The organism is Streptomyces sp. NPDC043896, assembly GCF_056435605.1.
This window is the reverse complement of record NZ_JBWKEE010000035.1, coordinates 48,991-67,638: the sequence shown is the minus strand read 5'-3', so window position 1 is coordinate 67,638 and position 18,648 is coordinate 48,991. Positions and strand designations below refer to the sequence as shown.

Here is an 18,648-nt window from a genome sequence, read left to right as displayed (position 1 = left end):
TCACGAAGTGACGCGACCGAAGGGAGCGCCCTTGACAGGCCGGCCCGACACGGAACGACGATGGGACTGACGGGAAACCCCCAGCACCTCCCTGAGACGGCCCGAGGGGGTCCCGCCCCCTGGCCACCCACCCGCACCCGGGGGCGGGTGGGCAACCACCGCCCCGCCCCGGGGGGTCGAGGGGGAGATAGCGGGCCTGCGCGCGAGTCGCCCCCCAGAGGGCCCGCGCCCGCGCCCGCGCCCCCGCCGCGCCGTCAGGCCTCCAGGGCTGCCAGCTGGGCTTCGAACCAGGCCGTCGGGGGGAGGGCCGTGGCGGATGCCGCCAGGCGCTTCGTGCGTTCCGCCCGTTCCTCCGCCGGCATGGTCAGGGCTTCGTGGAGGGCTTCGGCCGTGGCCGAGACGTCGTACGGGTTGACCGTCAGGGCGTCCGCGCGGAGTTCCTCGTACGCTCCCGCGCCCGTCGACAGGACCAGGGCGCAGCCCGCCTCCGAGACGACCGGGATCTCCTTCGCCACCAGGTTCATGCCGTCCCGCACCGGGTTGATCAGCGCCACGTCCGCCAGCCGGTACGCGGCCAGGGAGCGGGCGAAGTCGTCCTGTACGGAGACGAGGACCGGCTGCCAGTCGTCCGTGGCGAACTCGGCGTTGATCTCCTCGGCCAGTTCGCGCACCGACGCCGTGTAGTCCCGGTACACCTCCAGGTCCTGCCGCGAGGGGTAGGCCGACGCGAGGTGGACGACGCGGCCGCGCCACTCGGGGTGCACGGTCAGCAGCTCGCGGTAGGCGAGGAGGCCGCGCAGGATGTTCTTCGACAGTTCGGTGCGGTCGACCCGGACGATCGTCTTGCGGTCGCCGACCTCCGTGCGCAGCCCCGCCAGCTTGTCGTCGACCTCGGGGCGGTGGGCCAGCGCACGCAGGTCGTCCGCGTCGACTCCGAGGCTGAAGACCCTGACGTAGGTCCGCCTGTGCCGTACGGGGCCCAAGGGGTGCTTGTCCACGTACCGGGCCTTCGACGGTTCCACCCCGGCCGGGAACTTCGGCTCGGCGATGCCCCGCTCGTCGTCGAGGTGGGCGCCGGCCATGAAGGAGTGCGCCCAGGCCCAGGTGTGGAAGCCGACGACGTCCGCGCCGAGCATGCCCCACACCAGCCGGCCGCGGATGTCGTCCGGGAGCATGTCGAGGAACTCGCGCGACGCCCACGGGGTGTGCGTGAAGTGTGCGATCCGCAGGTCGGGGCGGAGTTCGCGCAGGGCTCCCGGGACCAGAGCCAGGTGGTAGTCCTGGACGAGGACCGAGGCGCCTTCGGCGGCCTCCTCGGCGAGGGCTTCGGCGAAGGCCTGGTTGTAGGCGGTGTACGAGTCCCAGCGCCGCCGGAACCCGGCGTCGAAGACGGGCTCGCGCGGGACGTCGTACAGGTGGTGGTGGGTGAACCAGAGGACGGAGTTCGCGATGCCGTTGTAGGCGTCGTCGTACACCTCGGGATCGATGTCCAGCATCCGGACGCCCGGCTCGGACACGCCGCGGCGGACCGCCTCCCGGTCGGCTTCGGAGAGGGCGGCGCAGATCCACAGGGCCTCGGGCCGGCTCGCGAGGGCCGCGGACAGGCCGGAGACGAGGCCGCCGCCGCCGCGCCGGGCGGTGAGGCCGCCGTCGTCGGCGAGGGCGTAGGAGAGCGGGCCGCGGTTGGCGGCGACGAGTACCTGGGAAGCCTTGGGTGCAGGGGAAGCCATGCCGCGAACCTAGCCCGGGTCCTCCTCGCTCAAACGTCCGGTAAATGTCCGGTTCGTCACGTCCTGGTCAAGGGCACGGTCGGGTTGCCCGGCCCCCCTGCCGCCCCCGCCCCCGGTCACGCCACGCGTCGGCCCGCGTACTCCTTGACGCCCGCCATCGGCGGCCGCTCCTCCGTGTCGACGGCGTACGTGCGCGGAACGAACCCGTCCGGCCCGCGCTCGAACTGCGTCAGCTCCGGCCGTACGAGGTGCCCGCGCGAGAGCCGCAGCTGCGCGGTGCGGTAGATCGCCGCGGCCATCCGGCCGAGCGCCTGTCCGTCCTGGTGGCGGTGCAGCCGGACCCCGACGTCCACCTGGGCCAGCGCGTCGAGCCCGACCGTGTGCAGCGCGTCCACCAGCAGGCCCAGCTCCACCCCGTACCCGACGGGGAAGGGCAGGCGTTCCAGCAGGGAGCGGCGTACGGCGTACTCGCCGCCCAGCGGCTGGACGAAGCCGGCCAGCTGGGGCCAGTGGAGGTTCAGGAGCGGGCGGGCCACCAGCTCCGTGACGCGGCCGCCCTGGCCGGGGGCGTCCCCGAGGGGGCGGTCGTACATCGCCTTGACGAACTGCACCTGCGGGTCGGTGAGCAGCGGGCCGACGATCCCGGAGACGAAGGCGGAGTCGAAGTCGCGCAGGTCGGCGTCGACGAAGCAGACGACGTCCCCGGTGGTGGCCAGGAGCGAGCGCCACAGGACCTCGCCCTTGCCGGGCAGGGCGGGGATCCGGGGCAGGATCTCGTCCCGGTGCACGACGCGCGCGCCGGCCTTGGCCGCGACCTCGGCCGTGCGGTCGGTGGAGCCCGAGTCGACGACCACCAGCTCGTCCACCAGGGGGACGGCCGGGGCCTCGATCAGGTCCCGCCGGATGATCTCGACGATCTCCCCGACGGTGGCCTCCTCGTCGAGCGCGGGCAGCACCACGCTCACCGTCGTCCCGGCCGCCCGTTTCCGGTCGAGCAGCTGGTCGAGCGGTCGGTCGGCGGCGGACCAGGAGCGGTCTGCCAGCCAGCGCTCCACCTCATCCAGCACTCTCAGCACTCCCTGCGCTTATCTGCGGCATACCCGACACGTCACACTCGGCGGTTTTCGGCCGAATTGTGATCCATCTCGCGGTTCGGACGGCTGTCTCAACCACCCGTCCCTTCGGTTACAGTCTTGAACAACGCGAGAGACCACCGCATGCCGGGGGTCCCGCGCACAAACGCACCGGCGCGCCAGAGAGCGCGTGTGCCGGTGCCATACCGCTCATCCAGAGGGGCAGAGGGACACGGCCCGTTGAAGCCCCGGCAACCCTCCAGTCGGTTCTCGCACGCGCGGGGCCCCGGCTAGGGAAGGTGCCAATTCCGTCTCATGGCGAAGTGCGCCATGGGGAAGATGAGGAGAAAGGGCCTCGCCATCATGGCTGCACAGACTGTCGCCACCTCTGTCGACCTCGGACCCGCCACCGGACTTTCCTGTCGCGAGTGCGGTACCCGTTTCGAGCTCGGCCCCATCTTCGCCTGCGTCGAGTGCTTCGGCCCCCTGGAAGTCGCCTACGAGCTCCCGCTCGGCGACCCGGAGGCCCTGCGCGCGGCGATCGAGGCGGGCCCGAACAACATCTGGCGCTACGCGCCGCTGCTGCCCGTCCCGGCGGACGTGGCCTCCAAGCCGAGCCTGAACCCCGGCTTCACCAAGCTCGTGGACGCCGAGAACCTGGCCAAGGAGCTGGGCGTCACCGGCAAGCTCTACGTCAAGGACGACTCCGGCAACCCGACGCACTCCTTCAAGGACCGCGTCGTCGCGATCGCCGTCGAGGCCGCCCGCGCCTTCGGCTTCACCACCCTCTCCTGCTCCTCCACCGGCAACCTGGCCGGCGCCGTCGGCGCCGCGGCCGCCCGCGCCGGCTTCCGCTCCTGCGTGTTCATCCCGCACGACCTGGAGCAGGGCAAGGTCGTCATGGCCGGTGTCTACGGTGGCGACCTGGTCGGCATCGAGGGCAACTACGACGACGTGAACCGCTTCTGCTCCGAGCTCATCGGCGACCCGCTGGGCGAGGGCTGGGGCTTCGTCAACGTCAACCTGCGCCCCTACTACGGCGAGGGTTCCAAGACCCTGGCGTACGAGATCTGCGAGCAGCTCGGCTGGCAGCTGCCCGACCAGCTCGTCATCCCGATCGCGTCCGGCTCCCAGCTGACGAAGATCGACAAGGGCCTCCAGGAGCTGATCAAGCTCGGTCTCGTCGAGGACAAGCCGTACAAGATCTTCGGTGCCCAGGCCGAGGGCTGCTCCCCGGTGTCCACCGCCTTCAAGGCCGGTCACGACGTGGTCCGCCCGCAGAAGCCGAACACCATCGCCAAGTCCCTGGCCATCGGCAACCCGGCGGACGGCCCGTACGTCCTGGACATCGCGCGCCGCACCGGCGGCTACGTGGAGGACGTCACCGACGAGCAGGTCGTCGAGGCGATCAAGATCCTGGCGCGCGCCGAGGGCATCTTCGCCGAGACCGCGGGCGGCGTGACCGTCGGCGTGACGAAGAAGCTCATCGAGAACGGTCAGCTCGACCCGGCGCTGACCACCGTGGTCCTGAACACCGGTGACGGCCTCAAGACCCTGGAGGCGGTGGCCGCGGACAGCGGCCAGACCGCCACCATCCGCCCGAGCCTGGACGCGTTCCGCGCCGCCGGCCTGGCCTGACCCTCCCCCTGACACACCCGGAAAGGCGGTAGCGCCATGAGCGTCAACGTCCGCATCCCCACCATCCTGCGCACCTACACCGGCGGCGCCGCCGAGGTCCCGGCCGAGGGCGCGACCCTGGCCGAGGTCATCGAGTCCCTGGAGAAGAACCACCCGGGCATCGCCGCGCGCGTCCTGGACGACCAGGGCAAGCTGCGCCGCTTCGTGAACGTCTACGTCAACGACGACGACGTGCGCTTCGAGGGCGGCTTGCAGGCGGCGACGCCGGACGGCGCCGGCGTCTCGATCATCCCCGCCGTCGCGGGCGGCTGCTGACGCGTTCAAATCAGAATTGCCCCCTCCGCCAATAAGCGGAGGGGGCAATTCTGCTTGATTGGGCGCGGTAGAGTTGGGGCAGTCCCCTCCGTTGTCCATGCCCGCCGCATATGAGCGGACGGACGGATGGTTGACATTCAGTCAACATGCGCGCGCCTTTTGGGCCTTTGGTGCGGCTTGTCTGGCCCGAGTTGCCCTGGAATATGCCAAATTTTCACTCTATTTCCAGCTTTCCGTGTGTCCAGATTTCTCGTCGGATTGACCTGTTGCTGACAGCACCGGTGCGGATACATTCAGCCGCGGTCGAGGCGTTCCGGCGCAAGTTCTGACCCGGGATCGCGAAGTGCGGTCCCGCGCAAGGGCCAGTAATAGGGGAGTTAGGCATGGCTCAGGGCACCGTCAAGTGGTTCAACGCGGAGAAGGGCTACGGCTTCATCGCGGTCGACGGTGGTGCGGATGTGTTCGTCCACTACAGCGCCATCCAGATGGACGGATACCGCACCCTTGAAGAGGGTCAGCGGGTCGAGTTCGAGATCTCGCAGGGCCAGAAGGGTCCGCAGGCGGACATGGTCAAGCTCGCGGCCGGCTGAGTCGGAGCGAACGCGATCGGCCACCGACGCACGCACAGACGCATGAGGGGCCCACATCCTGGACAGGGATGTGGGCCCCTCGTGCGTGTCGCCCGCACGTCGCCCGCGTGTTGCCTGAAGCCGCTTGCACTCGTGGGGGTCGAGTGCTAATCATTGGCGTTAGCACTCTCCCGGTGAGAGTGCTACTCAGACGAGGACCGGGCCGGTGAGGCCCGCAGGGTCCGGCGGGAAGGAACCGCCGGGTCCGCAGGCCGTCCGTCGCGGGCGCGGGCGCGGTCCGGAGCAATCCACCCCTGTCCGGGAGGACCACTTCACATGGCCAAGATCATTTCGTTCAACGAGGAGGCCCGGCGCGGTCTCGAGCGTGGCATGAACCAGCTCGCCGACGCCGTCAAGGTCACCCTTGGCCCCAAGGGTCGCAACGTCGTCCTTGAGAAGAAGTGGGGCGCCCCCACGATCACCAACGACGGCGTCTCCATCGCCAAGGAGATCGAGCTCGAGGACCCGTACGAGAAGATCGGCGCCGAGCTGGTCAAGGAAGTCGCCAAGAAGACGGACGACGTCGCCGGTGACGGTACGACCACCGCGACCGTCCTCGCCCAGGCGCTCGTCCGCGAGGGTCTGCGCAACGTAGCCGCCGGCGCCAACCCGATGGCCCTCAAGCGCGGTATCGAGAAGGCCGTCGAGGCCGTCTCCGCCGCCCTGCTGGCCCAGGCCAAGGACGTCGAGACCAAGGAGCAGATCGCTTCCACGGCCTCCATCTCCGCCGCCGACACCCAGATCGGCGAGCTCATCGCCGAGGCCATGGACAAGGTCGGCAAGGAAGGCGTCATCACCGTCGAGGAGTCCCAGACCTTCGGTCTGGAGCTGGAGCTCACCGAGGGCATGCGCTTCGACAAGGGCTACATCTCGGCGTACTTCGCCACCGACATGGAGCGTATGGAGGCGTCCCTCGACGACCCGTACATCCTGATCGTCAACTCCAAGATCGGCTCGGTCAAGGACCTGCTGCCGCTCCTGGAGAAGGTCATGCAGTCCGGCAAGCCGCTGCTGATCATCGCCGAGGACGTCGAGGGCGAGGCCCTGTCGACCCTGGTCGTCAACAAGATCCGCGGCACCTTCAAGTCCGTCGCCGTCAAGGCCCCGGGCTTCGGCGACCGCCGCAAGGCCATGCTCGGCGACATCGCCATCCTCACGGGCGGCACGGTCATCTCCGAGGAGGTCGGCCTCAAGCTGGAGAACGCCGGTCTCGACCTGCTCGGCCGCGCCCGCAAGGTCGTCATCACCAAGGACGAGACCACCATCGTCGACGGTGCCGGTGACAGCGACCAGGTCCAGGGCCGCGTCAACCAGATCCGCGCCGAGATCGAGAACTCCGACTCGGACTACGACCGCGAGAAGCTCCAGGAGCGCCTCGCGAAGCTGGCCGGCGGCGTGGCCGTCATCAAGGCCGGTGCCGCGACCGAGGTCGAGCTCAAGGAGCGCAAGCACCGCATCGAGGACGCCGTCCGCAACGCGAAGGCGGCCGTCGAGGAGGGCATCGTCGCCGGTGGTGGCGTGGCCCTGCTGCAGGCCTCCTCGGTCTTCGAGAAGCTGGAGCTCACCGGTGACGAGGCGACCGGCGCCAACGCCGTGAAGCTCGCGCTGGAGGCCCCGCTGAAGCAGATCGCCGTCAACGGTGGTCTCGAGGGTGGCGTCGTCGTGGAGAAGGTGCGCAACCTGGCCGTCGGCCACGGTCTGAACGCCGCCACCGGCGAGTACGTCGACATGATCGCCGAGGGCATCATCGACCCGGCGAAGGTCACGCGCTCCGCGCTGCAGAACGCCGCGTCCATCGCCGCGCTCTTCCTGACCACCGAGGCCGTCATCGCCGACAAGCCGGAGAAGGCCGCCGCCGCTCCGGGCGGCATGCCGGGCGGTGACATGGACTTCTGATCGGCCCCGGCTGATCGGCTGTTCTCGAACGAGGGCGGCACCCCTTCCCGGCGGAGGGGGTGCCGCCCTCGGGCGTTTCCGTTGGGCAGGCCCTCGTCCGGTGTTGGCGCACCGGCGGGGGCCGAATTCGTTTCCAGCCGCAAGTCAGAGCCTCATGTCCCTCCGTGGCAAGTCGATCACGGATCGTCATCCGTCCTGGTATGGGCGGGGTTCGGTAAGGGCGGTGGGTGGTGGTGGGCTCCGCCCACCACCCATTCCACAGACAAAGCGCTCGGACTCTCGGGACTTGAGCCCCGGGCCGTCCGGGCCGCCGCGGCCGCCCGGAGGGTGGGACGTATCGGCGGGGTGGAGGCGGGTCTGTTTGACTCGGGGCATGAGCGAAAGCAGCGAGCGCGGGACCCCCTTCGTCAAGATCTGCGGGCTGAAGACCCCGCACGACGTCGACGTGGCGGTGGAGGCCGGGGCCGACGCCGTCGGGTTCGTCCTCGCACCCGGCAGCCCCCGTACCGTCGGCGCCGCCCTGGCGCGGGAGCTGGCCGCGCGGGTGCCGGACGGGGTGCTGACCGTCGGGGTGTTCCGCGGGCAGTCCCTGGAGGAGGTGCGCCGGCTCGCCGAGGAGAGCGGCGTGCGCGGCGTACAGCTGCACGGCGACGAGCCCGCCGAGTACTACGCGCGCCTGCGCGCTCCCGGGCGCACCCTGCTGCGCGCCACCGCCGAGCACGTCGGGCGCTGCGGCGAGTACGGGGAGGACCTGCTCCTCATCGACGCCCCCGACCCGGGCTCCGGCAAGCCCTGGAACTGGGGATCCGAGCAGTTCACGGCACCCGGGGGGCGGTGGCTGCTGGCCGGCGGGCTCGCCCCGGGCAACGTCGCCGAAGCGGTGCGCGCCACCGGCGCCTGGGGCGTGGACGTCTCCAGCGGGGTCGAGCGCGAGCGCGGGGTGAAGTCCCCCGAACTGATCCGCGCCTTCATCGAAGCAGCGCGTTCATGTGATTACTCTGAGTGAGAACGGGGGGTTGGGGGCGGGCCCGGCGGGCACAACCGCCGCATGGACCCGGAAACGTACGGCTGGCTGCGGCGCCTGACCCGCCGCCTCGCCCCCTCGGGCGGCGGAGGCGGCGGACTGCTGCCCGTGTTCACCCCGCGCCGCACCCCCGTCTTCACCGCCGACTTCTCCTCCACCACCCAATGGGTGGCCGGCCGCTCCTGGGCCTATCCCGACGGCGGCCCCGTCAACCCCGGCGACAACAAACTCGACCACCTCACCGCCGACCCCGCCTACAGCCGCGGCGGCACCTTCCGCGCGACCCTGCGCCCCGACGGCAACTGGGACGCCGGGCTGCTCACCACCGAGGGCAGCGACCAGGGCTTCGAGGTCCGCACCGGCGACGTCCTGGAAGCCCGCGTCCGGCTGCCGGTGGAGATCGGTGCCTGGCCCGCCATCTGGACCTGGCGGGACGGCGGCCAGGAGATCGACGTCTTCGAGTACCACCCCGACAACCCGGACATGCTGGAACTGTCCAACCACGTCCGCGAGGCCCACCGCTACCTCCGCGACCCCACCGTCCACCCCGGCGCGTGGCTCGACCTGAAGGTGGAGTTCGGCCGTAGGTCCGTCATCTGGTGGGTGAACGGCCTGCGCGTCTACTCCGACGGCCGGGGCGTCGGCCGCGGCTGGCACGCGTACCTCATCGTCAACCTGTCCGTCTCCGCGGGCCGCTACCACCCCGCGCCCGGCCCGGGGCTCACCGAGATGTCGTACGAGGTCTCAGAGCTGCGCGTCCACCGGGCGTAGCGGCGGAGCAGTCTCCTGCCGTCAGGCGGGCACGCCCACGGCCTGGCCGTCCTCCTCGACGGACACCACCACCGGCGTCGCCCGCAGGGCCTCGACCTGTTCGGGGGAGAGGCGGGCGGCGAAGCCGTTGGCCACGCTGTGGAACACCTGCGTCGGCCGGATCCCGTAGGCCCCGGCGACGGCCGCCGGGTCGAGGCCCTCGTGGACGGTGACGAGGTACGACGGCTGGTCCGCGGCCGGTTCCCCGGCGGCGAAGGCCCCCGGCGCGCCGGCGGTGGCGCCGGCCTCGGCGTGGGCGGGCAGCGCGGGGAGCAGCGGCAGGAGCGGCAGTACGGGCAGTGCGGCCACGGCGGCCAGTGCCGCGGCCGCGACGGCCGTGCGGGCCGTCGGCAGGGACAGGGACCGGCTCGGGCGAATGCGCATGACCGCGAGGCCATCACGCCCGCCGGGCCCGGTCAACGACCCCGGCGGGCGTGGCGTACGGGCGCGGGGGTGAACGGGGCGTGCGCCCCCTCGCCGGGCGCGTGCGCCGCTCCCCGTACGGGTGAACTTGCCGGGCCGGCGCGTGGACGGTCGCGGCAGGTGGCGGGCCCTGGGCGTCAACCGGGAAGGATCCTTTCTCCAGGGGGCGCGGGACGGCTCCCGAGGGCGCCGCAGGGTCCGTGGGCCGTGCGGGCCGGTGGGTTCAAGTGCCGGCCGGAGGCGCACCGATGAAGAGGACGGCCGCCCTCCGCGGCGTGTTCACGGCATCGCACGGGGGCGGCTCCCCCCTGTCGCGCCGCCCCTTGGGAGTTCCCCCATGCGCCTGATCGCCCGTGCCGCCACCGCCGCCCTCCTCGCCCTCGCCCCGGTCGTCGCCGCCGGCACGGCCACCTCCGCGGACACCCCGGAGCCGACCCCGGCGCCGCTGCAGACCTCCGCCGACGCCGTGCCCGGCGAGTACATCGTCACCCTCGCCCAGGGCGTCGACGCGGCCCAACTGGCCGGGCAGCTCAAGCTGAAGCCCCGGCACGTCTACTCCTCCGCCCTCAACGGATTCGCGGTCCCCCTCACCCCGCTCCAGCTGGAGGCGATCCGGGTGAGCCCCGGGGTGAAGGCCGTCGAGGAGGACACGCGGGTGGCCTCCGTACCGGTGCCGGCCGCGCCCGGCACGACCAGGGCGCCCTCCGCGAGCTGGGGCCTGGACCGGATCGACCAGCGGAGGCTGCCGCTGGACGACGACTTCACCGTGGGCGGCAGCGGCGCCGGCGTCACCGCGTACATCCTGGACACCGGCATCGACTACGCGCACCCCGAGTTCGGCGGCCGCGCCCGGTTCGGCTACGACGCCATGCCCGACGCCGCGACCCAGCGCGGCCAGGACTGCAACGGCCACGGCACGCACGTCGCGGGCACGGTCGCCGGAGCCACGTACGGCGTGGCCCACAAGGCGAACCTCGTCAGCGTCCGCGTCCTCGGCTGTGACGGCCGCGGCTCCTACGCCGGGATGATCGCGGGCATGGACTGGGTGGCCAGGAACGCCAAGCAGCCCGCCGTGCTCAACGGCTCCCTCGGCGGCCCGAGGTCCGAGGCCCTCAACCACGCCGCCACCGCCCTCTCCGACGCGGGGGTCCTGCCGGTCATCGCGGCGGGCAACGACGCGCAGGACGCCTGCAACGTCTCGCCCGCGTCGGCGGCGCGCGTGGTGACGGTCGCGGCGAGCAACCGCCACGACCAGGAGACCTCCTTCTCCAACTACGGCTCTTGCGTCTCCCTCTACGCGCCCGGGCAGGAGATCGTCTCCGCGAAGCTGGGCGGCGGCGGCATCGCCCTGAACGGCACCTCGATGGCCGCGCCGCACGTCGCGGGCGTCGCCGTGCTCCACAAGCAGGCCCACCCGGCCGAACTCCCCGCGGCCATCGCCGCCTTCCTGCACCACGGGTCCTCCAAGGACGTCCTGTCCTCCGTCAGCCCGGGTACCCCGAACGAGCTGCTGTTCACCTCCGGTCTCTGACGTTCCCGGCGCCGAGGGCCCGGTTGAACCCCGGGCCCTTGATCGCCACTCTGTGTGCCGGACCCGAACACCCGGAGTGGAAAGGCGGCACGTCATGACGTTCACCCCGCAGGAGCGGATGCGGGCGGCCGAGGAGGCCGTACGGCAGCTGAAGGACGCCCTCCACGGGGTGGGGGTGGTCTTCCCGTCGCTGGACGTGGAGCGGGTCTCGGCCGCCGGTTCGTACGGGCTGCCGCTGGTCGACCTCGGCCGCTGCAACATCGAGACCGCGCTGCGGCTGGCCGCCGTACTGCACCAGCGCGGGGGCGGCTGATCAGGCCGGTACCGCCTCCTTGGACGCGGTGGGGCCGGCCGGAGCGGCGGGCCCCGGGTCGGAGTCGAGCTCGGCCAGCATCCGCTTCGTGAAGCCGAAGAAGTACGTCGCGGCGAAGCCGACCAGATAGCCCACCGCGAGGCCGCCCCCGTAGACGGCGACGGTCACGCCCATGCCCGACGTACCGTCCAGCAGCGGGAACAGAGCCCAGCCGGAGGGGCCGATGGCCGTCGAACCGAAGGCCACGCCCAGCTGGTTGCACAGCCCGACGAAGGCCCCGCCCGCCGCGCCGCCGACGCAGGCGGTGACGAACGGGCGGCCCAGCGGCAGCGAGACCCCGTAGATCAGCGGCTCGCCGACCCCCAGGAAGCCGGCCGGGAGCGCCGACTTGATGGTGGTGCGGACCGAGCCGTTGCGCGGGAGGCGGCAGTAGACGGCGATGGCCGCGCCGACCTGGCCCGCGCCCGCCATGGCGAGGATCGGCAGCAGGACGGTGTGGCCGGACTGCTCGATGAGGGTGGTGTGGATGGGGATCAGGGCCTGGTGCAGGCCCAGCATCACCAGCGGCAGGAAGAGGCCGCCGAGGACCAGCCCGGCGAGGGCCCCGCCGGCGGTCAGCAGCCAGTTCGCGAAGGCGCCGATCGCGGCGGCCACCTCACCGGCGAGGAACATCAGGCCGAAGAGGGTGACCAGGCCGGTGACGAGGACCGTGAGGGTCGGTGTGACCAGCACGTCCAGGGTTTCCGGCACCCAGCGCCGGCACCACCGCTCCACCCGCACGGCGAGCAGGGCCGCGGCCAGCGCGCCGATGACCCCGCCCTGGCCGGGGGAGAGGTGCTCGCCGAAGGCGTCGATGCGGGCCACTCCCGGGAAGACGATGACGGCGGCGACGGCCCCGCCGAGGACGGGGGTGCCGCCGAACTCCTTCGCGGTGTTGAAACCGACGAAGACCGCGATCAGCGACATGAACCCGGACGCGATCGCGGCGAGCGCCGGGACCACGGCCGGGGCCCAGCCGAGGTTGGTGAGCAGGCCGTTCAGACCCGCGATGACCCCGCATCCGATGAGGGCGGGGATCAGCGGGACGAAGACGTTCGCGATGCGGCGCAGGAGGAGCTTGAAGGGGGTGGAGTTGCGTGCCTTGCGCGCCTCCTTCAGCGCGGCGCCCCGGCCGGCGAGCTCCTCGGCGGTGACGGGCCGCGGGCCGGCCGAGCGGCCCTCCTCGACGAGCGCCTCGAACTCGGGGGTGATCCGGGCGACGGCGCCGGGACCCAGCACGATCTGGTACGTGTCGTCCTCGACCACGCCCAGCACCCCGGGCACCGCCCGCAGCGCGGCGTCGTCCACGAGGGAGCGGTCGTGCAGGCCGATCCGCAGCCGGGTCATGCAGTGGGCGACGGAGCCGATGTTGTCCGGGCCGCCGACCAGGGGGAGGATCGCTGCGGCCGTGGCGCGGTTCTTGTCAGTGGACATCTACTCGCCTTGCGTGGGGGGATAGCGGGCGGGTCCTGCCGGTCCTGCCGGTCCTACCGGTCCTTGCGGTCCTTGCGGTCTCTCCGGGTACGGGCGAGGGCTTCGCGCAGGTGCCCGCCGGACGCGGCGAGCAGACGGGCGGCCTCCGCGCCGTCGACCCCGCCGAGGACGACGAGGACGGCGTCCTTCACCTCGCCGCCGGTCTGCGCGAGGGCGGCCTCGATCTCCGCGTCGGGCGCGCCGGTGGCCAGCGCGACGATGCGGCGGGAGCGGGCGCGCAGCTTCTCGTTCGAGGCGCGTACGTCGACCATGAGGTTCCCGTACGTCTTGCCGAGGCGGATCATCGTGACCGTCGAGATCAGGTTCAGTACGAGCTTCTGCGCCGTGCCGGCCTTCAGCCGGGTGGAGCCGGCGAGCAGCTCGGGCCCGACGACCACCTCGATGCCGTGCTCGGCGGCCGCCGCGAGGGCGGACCCGGCGTTGCAGGACAGGCCGACGGTGAGCGCGCCGCGCGCACGGGCGAACTCGACCGCGCCGACCGCGTACGGGGTGCGGCCGGAGGCGGAGACGCCGACGACGGTGTCCTCGCGGGTCAGGCCGAGGGCGGTGAGGTCGGCGGCGGCCAGCTCGCGCGAGTCCTCGGCGCCCTCGACGGCCCTCAGCACGGCCTCGGGGCCTCCCGCGATCAGGCCGACGACCTGCGCCGGGTCGGTGTTGAAGGTGGGCGGGCACTCGCTGGCGTCCAGCACCCCGAGCCGCCCGGCGGTGCCGGCGCCCGCGTAGACGAGCCGGCCGCCGCGGGCCATCCGTTCGGCGATGGCGTCGACGGCGGCGGCGATCTCCTCCAGCCGCGCGGCGACGGCGGCGGGGACGGTGGCGTCCTCGGCGTTCATGACGCGGGCGATCTCCAGGGTGGAGAGCCGGTCGATCTCCGCGAGCTCGGGGCGGAAGGCCTCGGTGGTCAGCGTGTCGAGCTGGGCGCGGAGTGCGGTGTACGCGGTCGTGCGGTTCTCGCTCACGGCTGGAACCTATTTTCCGGCGGGGCCGGGGGCAAGAAGGCACGCCCCGCGCTCCGATGCCGCAGAGCCTGAATAGTAGAAAATCGGAGCAAAATATATGCAAAGGGACTCTTCGTCTGGCGGCGGGTGCGGGTTGACAATGAGCCCATGGACCACGCGACCCCCCTCGAACAGGCGCTGCATGTCGCCCGTGCCCTCGTTCTCGCCGATCTCGCCGCCGGTGAGGTCGCCGATGCCGATGTCGTCTCCCTCGTCGAGGACTCGGTCACGCACCGCCGGTGGTGGGTGGAGCAGTGGCCGGAAGGAGTCGACTACCTCGCCGGACTCGTCGCGCAGGACGTGAAGGACGCCCTGCTGGAGAAGTACGGGCGCTGGCCCCTGTGCCCCGTCTGCGCGCACGGTGAACCGCACGCGCTCGACGTGGAACCGGAGCTGGGGCCCGACCCGCACTGGGTGTGCTCGGAAGCCGGGGTGAAGGTGGCGGCCGTGGGCGGTCTCGGCCCCGTCTTCCACCCGGGCCGGTGAGCCGCCGGTGACGGTGTACATCGACCCGCCGGTCTGGCCGGGCCACGGGCGCATGTGGTCGCACCTGGTCAGCGACGTCTCGTACGAGGAACTGCACGCCTTCGCGGCGGGCATCGGCTGCCCGCCGCGGGCCTTCGAGCGGGACCACTACGACGTGCCCTCGCACCGCTACGCGGACGCGGTCGCGGCGGGCGCGGTCGAGATCGGCAGCAAGGAACTGGTCCGCCGCCTCACGGCGGCGGGCCTGCGACGGCCGAAACATCGCCCGCCAGTGGCCTGAATGCCCGTCATCTCTCCTGCTTCCAGGGCGATTTGCTGGACTAGGATGACCGCGGTTCGGCCACTCGTATCGGCATGAGGGGGATCGTGCGTCGGTCAGTGCTGTTCGTACACGGGACAGGGGTCCGGGAGGCCTCGTACAAGGAGACCTTCGGCGCGGTCCGGGCCCGGCTCGCGGACATCCGGCCCGGCCTGGAGGTCCGCGGCTGCTTCTGGGGCAGGGAGCAGGGCGCGGCCATGACCCTCGACGGGGCCTCCGTCCCCCGCTACCACCAGTCGCGCGGCGGTGCGCCGGAGGACGACGAGATCGCCGTCTGGGACGTCCTGTACGAGGACCCCTGGTACGAACTGCGGCTGCTCGGCCTCCAGCCCGCCCCCGAAACCGGCTTCGGCTTCGGACTGCCGCCCTCGGACGAGTTCCTCGCCGAGATCACCGGCTACGTACCGGGGCCCGCGGTGGTCGAGGCCTTCGCCGCGCGCGGCCTGGCCGAGGAGTTCACCGAGGCGCTGCGGGTCGTGGTCGGCGCGCCCGAACTCCACGACGCCGCCGCCACCGCGGACGCCGACGGCACCGAGCACCGGCGCGCCGTGGCCCGCGCGGTGGTGGCCATGACCCTCGCCCTCTCCTTCGACCGGGGCGGCGAGGTCTCCGGCATCGTGCGCGACGAACTGCTCGCCGTCCTCGGCACCGAGCTGTACGCCGAAGGCCGGTCCGTCGGCGGCTTCCTCGCCAGGGCCCTCGCCCGGCCCGCCGGCTGGCGCGGCCGCCACCGCCGCGGGGCGTGGGGCGACGCCGCGCTGCCGGCCATCGGCGACATCCTGAAGTACCAGGCCCGTGGCCAGGGCGTACGCGACCAGATCAAGCGGACGCTGGAGAACACCCCCGGAGACGCGGTCACCGTGATCGCGCACAGCCTGGGCGGGGTCGCCTGCGTCGACCTGCTGGTGCGCGAGCGGCTGGAGCGCGTGGACCAGCTGATCACCGTCGGCTCGCAGGCGCCGTACTTCTACGAGATCGGCGCCCTGGTCTCCCTCGAACACCCCGAGACCCTGCCGGCCGGCTTCCCGGCGAAGTGGCTGAACGTCTACGACGAGCGCGACCTCCTCTCGTACCGGGCCTCGGAGGTGTTCCCGGGCCGGGCCGACGACCACCGGGTCGACAACCGCCAGCCCTTCCCCTGGGCGCACACCACGTACTGGTCCAACCCCGATGTCTGGAGCGCGGTCGACGCATGGCTGAACTGACCGCCCCCGACCCGGAACGGGTGCACGCGCTGCTGGTCGCCATCGAGCACTACCCGCGCGTCAAGGACAGGGAGCTGCCGGGTGCTGCCGCCGACGCGATGCGGCTCGCCCGCTGGCTGCGCAGGCGCGGGGTACCCGGCCGGAACATCCGGCTGCTGCTGGGGCCCGTGGAAGCCTCCTGGGCGGACCTCAACACCCAGGCGCGGGACCTGGGCCTCGACATCGAGACCGTCATCTCCCGGGACCAGATCCTCGACAAGCTCGCCCCGCCGCGGACCGTGCCCGAGGGCGACCTGCTGTACGTGTACTGGGGCGGCCACGGCGCACTGGACCGGGGTGACCGCAGGCTGCTGTTCTGCCCGGACGCCTCGGACGCCGAGCCGCGCTGCCTGGACCTGATGGACCTGCGGGAGTACCTGACCCGTCCGGACGTCGCGCGCTGCCGCAGGCAGGTCTTCCTGGTGGACACCTGCGCGACATTCGTCCAGGCCGGGGAGACCAGACCGGCCGTCGCCACCCTGCCGACGGGCAAGAGCCGCCTCCCGGTGGAGCAGTTCATGCTGCTCGCGGCCGCGCCGGGACAGGCGGCGAAGCAGCGTGGTGCCGGGCGGACAGGGGCCTTCTCGACCGCCGTCATGGACTGGCTGGAGGAGCACTCGCCGGGCCTGAAGACGGACCTCGACGCGCTGGTCGCGCACGTCAAGGAGCACTTCACCGGTCACCGCCTGGGTGCCCGGCAGCTCCAGACGCCCGTGACGCTGGTGATCCAGCCGATCGGTGGGGACGTGGAGATCTGGCAGCGGGACCCCGCGCCGGCCCCGCCCACCTCGCCGGAGGCGAAGCGGGCGGAGGCGGCCGCCAGGTCCGGCCGGGCCGGGGTCCTGGCCGGGGGCGGGGTGCTGGCGCTGGTGGCGATGGTCGCGATCGTGGCGATGTTCCTGCACGGCAAGGGTGAGGACGGGGACCGGAAGACGGACCTGGAGGCCGCCCCGGCGGCCGGCCCTGCGGTGCCGGGCAAGGAAGTCGCAGCGGCGTCGCCCTCGCCCGTGCCGTCGGCCGGGGGCTCCGCCTCACCGTCCGCCTCGGCCCCGTCCGCCTCGGCGCCCGTCCCGCAGAAGGCTGCCGGCCCGGAGGAGCAGTGCGGAGGCTCGAACCAGAACAACAATGTCCCGAGCGTCCACGAGACGGTCTGCTACGTGAAGGACGGCAAGCGGATCACGCTGACGGCCAAAGTCCGGTCGACCGTGCCGAAGCAGGTCACGGTGACCGTCTGGGCGGTCGATTCGAAGGGCACCTATGTGACCGCTGTGGGGTCGACGAAGCGGACCTTCACGGCGGACAACAAGGAGGAGACGGTCTCGTTGACCGTCGCCCAGCTGGCGCCCGGACCCTATGAGGTCCGCATCGCCACTGAGGCCGGGAGCACCGCGGGGTTCAACGCGCAGGCCACCCCCGTTCGCGGGCACTCGATGCCGTTCACGTCCCCCTGACAGCGTCCGCCGATGCCCGGGCGGCGGCCGAGCCGGCGACGACCCGGCTCGCACCGGCCGGCGTACGGCGTTCCCAGCGGAGCGCAAGGGCCGTGAGGGCGATCGCGGTGACCGTCATCGCCGCGCCCGCCCACGCCGGGGACGCGAAGCCGAAGCCGGCGTCGATGACCGTGCCGCCGAGCCACGGGCCGCCGGTGTTGCCCAGGTTGAACGCGGCCGTCGTGGTGGCCCCCGCGAGGGTGGGGGCGGCGCCGGCGACGTTGAACATCCGGGCGTTCAGCGCCGGGGCCGTGAAGAACGCCGAGACGCCGAGCAGGAACGACAGGGCGATCGCGGCGGCGGCGCTGGACGCCAGCACGGTGAGGGCCCCGAGGAACACCGTCGAGGCGGTGATGCCCCAGAGCATCACCCCGAACAGGTGCGCGTCGGCGATCCGCCCGCCGACGGTGGTCCCGATCAGCGCACCGACGCCGAACAGGCCCAGGATCCACGGCACCCACTCCGAGTCCAGCCCGGCCACGTCCGTGAGCAGCGGCGACAGGTAGCTGAAGGCGCAGAAGACGCCGCCCGCCGCCAGGGCCGTGACGCCGATGGACAGCCACACCTGGCGGTCGCGGTAGATGCGCAGCTCGCGGCCGAGGCGGGGCTTCTCGGCGGGCAGGGGGATCTTCGGGATCAGGGCCAGGATGCCGGCGAGGGCGATGGCGGAGGCGGCGCCGACCGACCAGAACGCGGAGCGCCAGCCGAACTGCTCGCCGAGGAAGGCTCCGGCCGGGACGCCGAGGACGTTGGCGATCGACAGGCCGCCGATCATGACGGCCATCGCGCGGGCCCGCTGGCCCTTGTCGACCATGGCGATGGCGACGGCCGCGCCGACGGCCCAGAACCCGGCGCAGGCCAGGGCCGACACCACGCGGGAGACGAAGAGGAACGCGTACGAGGGCGCCAGCGCACCCGCCACCTGGCCGAGGCCGAAGAGGCTGATGAGGGCGATGAGGGTGGTGCGTCGAGGGAGGCGCAGCGTGGCGACCGCCAGCAGGGGTGCCCCTACGACCATGCCGATCGCGAAGGCGGATATCAGCAGGCCCGCCTGCGGAATGGTGACGCCCATGTCCTCGGCGATGGGCGGGAGCAGACCGGACAGCATGAATTCGCTGGTGCCGAGCGCGAAGACGGACAGGCCCAGGACGTAGACGGCGACGGGCATGCGGGATCGGGTTCGGGATGCTGGCATG

The 18,648-nt window shown here is 72.2% G+C and carries 18 protein-coding genes and 1 riboswitch; of the genes, 12 read left to right on the top strand and 6 right to left on the bottom strand.

The annotated features are described in order from the left end of the window. Positions 1 to 254: 254 nt before the first annotated feature. Together AC069X_RS34865 and AC069X_RS34860 are read right to left on the bottom strand one after the other, a co-directional pair. Positions 255 to 1,730, bottom strand: a complete 1,476-nt coding sequence (locus AC069X_RS34865; RefSeq protein WP_478735139.1) for an alpha,alpha-trehalose-phosphate synthase (UDP-forming) — start codon at positions 1,728 to 1,730, stop codon at positions 255 to 257. A 116-nt stretch (positions 1,731 to 1,846) separates the two neighbouring features. After that, positions 1,847 to 2,797, bottom strand: coding sequence for a glucosyl-3-phosphoglycerate synthase (locus tag AC069X_RS34860; RefSeq protein WP_478735137.1), 951 nt, complete (start codon positions 2,795 to 2,797; stop codon positions 1,847 to 1,849). 213 nt (positions 2,798 to 3,010) lie between these two features. Further along, positions 3,011 to 3,149: riboswitch (SAM riboswitch) on the top strand. Positions 3,150 to 3,166: 17 nt separating this feature from the next. Here AC069X_RS34860 and thrC point away from each other — a divergent pair. The 6 genes from thrC (at position 3,167) to AC069X_RS34830 (ending at position 9,076) form a co-directional block, all read left to right on the top strand. Then, entirely contained in the window at positions 3,167 to 4,441 is a 1,275-nt protein-coding gene (thrC, locus tag AC069X_RS34855) for a threonine synthase (RefSeq protein ID WP_478735135.1), read from the top strand. A 36-nt stretch (positions 4,442 to 4,477) separates the two neighbouring features. Next, positions 4,478 to 4,756 carry a MoaD/ThiS family protein gene (locus AC069X_RS34850; RefSeq protein ID WP_007265553.1) on the top strand — a complete coding sequence of 93 codons (279 nt, stop codon included), beginning with the start codon at positions 4,478 to 4,480 and terminating at the stop codon, positions 4,754 to 4,756. Positions 4,757 to 5,139: 383 nt separating this feature from the next. Then, positions 5,140 to 5,346, top strand: a complete 207-nt coding sequence (locus AC069X_RS34845; RefSeq protein WP_008743607.1) for a cold-shock protein — start codon at positions 5,140 to 5,142, stop codon at positions 5,344 to 5,346. Between the two features lie 315 nt (positions 5,347 to 5,661). After that, positions 5,662 to 7,281: a chaperonin GroEL gene (gene groL, locus AC069X_RS34840; RefSeq protein ID WP_045950713.1), complete on the top strand. Its 1,620-nt coding sequence runs from the start codon at positions 5,662 to 5,664 to the stop codon at positions 7,279 to 7,281. Positions 7,282 to 7,654: 373 nt separating this feature from the next. Beyond that, a complete protein-coding gene (locus AC069X_RS34835; protein ID WP_478735133.1) occupies positions 7,655 to 8,287 on the top strand; it encodes a phosphoribosylanthranilate isomerase in 633 nt (210 codons plus the stop codon). Between the two features lie 42 nt (positions 8,288 to 8,329). Further along, positions 8,330 to 9,076 carry a LamG domain-containing protein gene (locus AC069X_RS34830; RefSeq protein WP_478735131.1) on the top strand — a complete coding sequence of 249 codons (747 nt, stop codon included), beginning with the start codon at positions 8,330 to 8,332 and terminating at the stop codon, positions 9,074 to 9,076. A gap of 21 nt (positions 9,077 to 9,097) precedes the next feature. Here AC069X_RS34830 and AC069X_RS34825 read toward each other — a convergent pair whose 3' ends face one another. After that, the gene (locus AC069X_RS34825) at positions 9,098 to 9,499 is read right to left on the bottom strand and encodes a protease inhibitor I9 family protein (protein ID WP_478735129.1); all 402 of its coding nucleotides are present in this window, start codon (positions 9,497 to 9,499) and stop codon (positions 9,098 to 9,100) included. A gap of 376 nt (positions 9,500 to 9,875) precedes the next feature. Between AC069X_RS34825 and AC069X_RS34820 the strand changes: the two genes are divergently transcribed. Beyond that, positions 9,876 to 11,069, top strand: coding sequence for a S8 family peptidase (locus tag AC069X_RS34820; protein WP_478735127.1), 1,194 nt, complete (start codon positions 9,876 to 9,878; stop codon positions 11,067 to 11,069). Between the two features lie 94 nt (positions 11,070 to 11,163). After that, positions 11,164 to 11,382 carry a hypothetical protein gene (locus AC069X_RS34815; protein ID WP_478735125.1) on the top strand — a complete coding sequence of 73 codons (219 nt, stop codon included), beginning with the start codon at positions 11,164 to 11,166 and terminating at the stop codon, positions 11,380 to 11,382. Here AC069X_RS34815 and AC069X_RS34810 read toward each other — a convergent pair whose 3' ends face one another. After that, the gene (locus AC069X_RS34810; RefSeq protein ID WP_478735123.1) at positions 11,383 to 12,855 is read right to left on the bottom strand and encodes a PTS transporter subunit EIIC; all 1,473 of its coding nucleotides are present in this window, start codon (positions 12,853 to 12,855) and stop codon (positions 11,383 to 11,385) included. It lies immediately after the preceding gene. A 53-nt stretch (positions 12,856 to 12,908) separates the two neighbouring features. Continuing rightward, positions 12,909 to 13,874, bottom strand: a complete 966-nt coding sequence (gene murQ / locus AC069X_RS34805; protein WP_478735121.1) for an N-acetylmuramic acid 6-phosphate etherase — start codon at positions 13,872 to 13,874, stop codon at positions 12,909 to 12,911. Positions 13,875 to 14,021: 147 nt separating this feature from the next. On the opposite strand from murQ, the gene AC069X_RS34800 reads away from it, so the two are divergent. From AC069X_RS34800 to AC069X_RS34785, 4 genes are all read left to right on the top strand, one after another. Then, on the top strand, positions 14,022 to 14,399 hold the full coding sequence (locus tag AC069X_RS34800) for a hypothetical protein (protein WP_478735119.1): 378 nt from the start codon (positions 14,022 to 14,024) through the stop codon (positions 14,397 to 14,399). 7 nt (positions 14,400 to 14,406) lie between these two features. Continuing rightward, the gene (locus AC069X_RS34795; RefSeq protein ID WP_478735117.1) at positions 14,407 to 14,679 is read left to right on the top strand and encodes a DUF4031 domain-containing protein; all 273 of its coding nucleotides are present in this window, start codon (positions 14,407 to 14,409) and stop codon (positions 14,677 to 14,679) included. An 86-nt stretch (positions 14,680 to 14,765) separates the two neighbouring features. Beyond that, entirely contained in the window at positions 14,766 to 15,923 is a 1,158-nt protein-coding gene (locus AC069X_RS34790; RefSeq protein WP_478735115.1) for a lipase family protein, read from the top strand. Then, on the top strand, positions 15,911 to 17,413 hold the full coding sequence (locus AC069X_RS34785; RefSeq protein ID WP_478735113.1) for a caspase family protein: 1,503 nt from the start codon (positions 15,911 to 15,913) through the stop codon (positions 17,411 to 17,413). Before AC069X_RS34790 ends, AC069X_RS34785 begins: the two co-directional genes overlap by 13 nt. On the opposite strand, the gene AC069X_RS34780 is transcribed toward AC069X_RS34785, so the two are convergent. Continuing rightward, complete coding sequence (locus AC069X_RS34780; RefSeq protein ID WP_478735111.1) at positions 17,400 to 18,620, bottom strand: Cmx/CmrA family chloramphenicol efflux MFS transporter; 1,221 nt, start codon at positions 18,618 to 18,620, stop codon at positions 17,400 to 17,402. The genes AC069X_RS34785 and AC069X_RS34780 overlap by 14 nt on opposite strands. Between the last annotated feature and the right edge of the window lie 28 nt (positions 18,621 to 18,648).

Bases quoted from the DNA above. Each gene is read 5' to 3' on its own strand.
- AC069X_RS34865 (WP_478735139.1), bottom strand. From the start codon at position 1,730: ATGGCTTCCCCTGCACCCAAGGCTTCCCAGGTACTCGTCGCCGCCAAC.
- thrC (WP_478735135.1), top strand. From the start codon at position 3,167: ATGGCTGCACAGACTGTCGCCACCTCTGTCGACCTCGGACCCGCCACC.
- AC069X_RS34850 (WP_007265553.1), top strand. From the start codon at position 4,478: ATGAGCGTCAACGTCCGCATCCCCACCATCCTGCGCACCTACACCGGC.
- AC069X_RS34845 (WP_008743607.1), top strand. From the start codon at position 5,140: ATGGCTCAGGGCACCGTCAAGTGGTTCAACGCGGAGAAGGGCTACGGC.
- groL (WP_045950713.1), top strand. From the start codon at position 5,662: ATGGCCAAGATCATTTCGTTCAACGAGGAGGCCCGGCGCGGTCTCGAG.
- AC069X_RS34835 (WP_478735133.1), top strand. From the start codon at position 7,655: ATGAGCGAAAGCAGCGAGCGCGGGACCCCCTTCGTCAAGATCTGCGGG.
- AC069X_RS34830 (WP_478735131.1), top strand. From the start codon at position 8,330: ATGGACCCGGAAACGTACGGCTGGCTGCGGCGCCTGACCCGCCGCCTC.
- AC069X_RS34825 (WP_478735129.1), bottom strand. From the start codon at position 9,499: ATGCGCATTCGCCCGAGCCGGTCCCTGTCCCTGCCGACGGCCCGCACG.
- AC069X_RS34820 (WP_478735127.1), top strand. From the start codon at position 9,876: ATGCGCCTGATCGCCCGTGCCGCCACCGCCGCCCTCCTCGCCCTCGCC.
- AC069X_RS34815 (WP_478735125.1), top strand. From the start codon at position 11,164: ATGACGTTCACCCCGCAGGAGCGGATGCGGGCGGCCGAGGAGGCCGTA.
- AC069X_RS34810 (WP_478735123.1), bottom strand. From the start codon at position 12,855: ATGTCCACTGACAAGAACCGCGCCACGGCCGCAGCGATCCTCCCCCTG.
- AC069X_RS34800 (WP_478735119.1), top strand. From the start codon at position 14,022: ATGGACCACGCGACCCCCCTCGAACAGGCGCTGCATGTCGCCCGTGCC.
- AC069X_RS34785 (WP_478735113.1), top strand. From the start codon at position 15,911: ATGGCTGAACTGACCGCCCCCGACCCGGAACGGGTGCACGCGCTGCTG.
- AC069X_RS34780 (WP_478735111.1), bottom strand. From the start codon at position 18,620: ATGCCCGTCGCCGTCTACGTCCTGGGCCTGTCCGTCTTCGCGCTCGGC.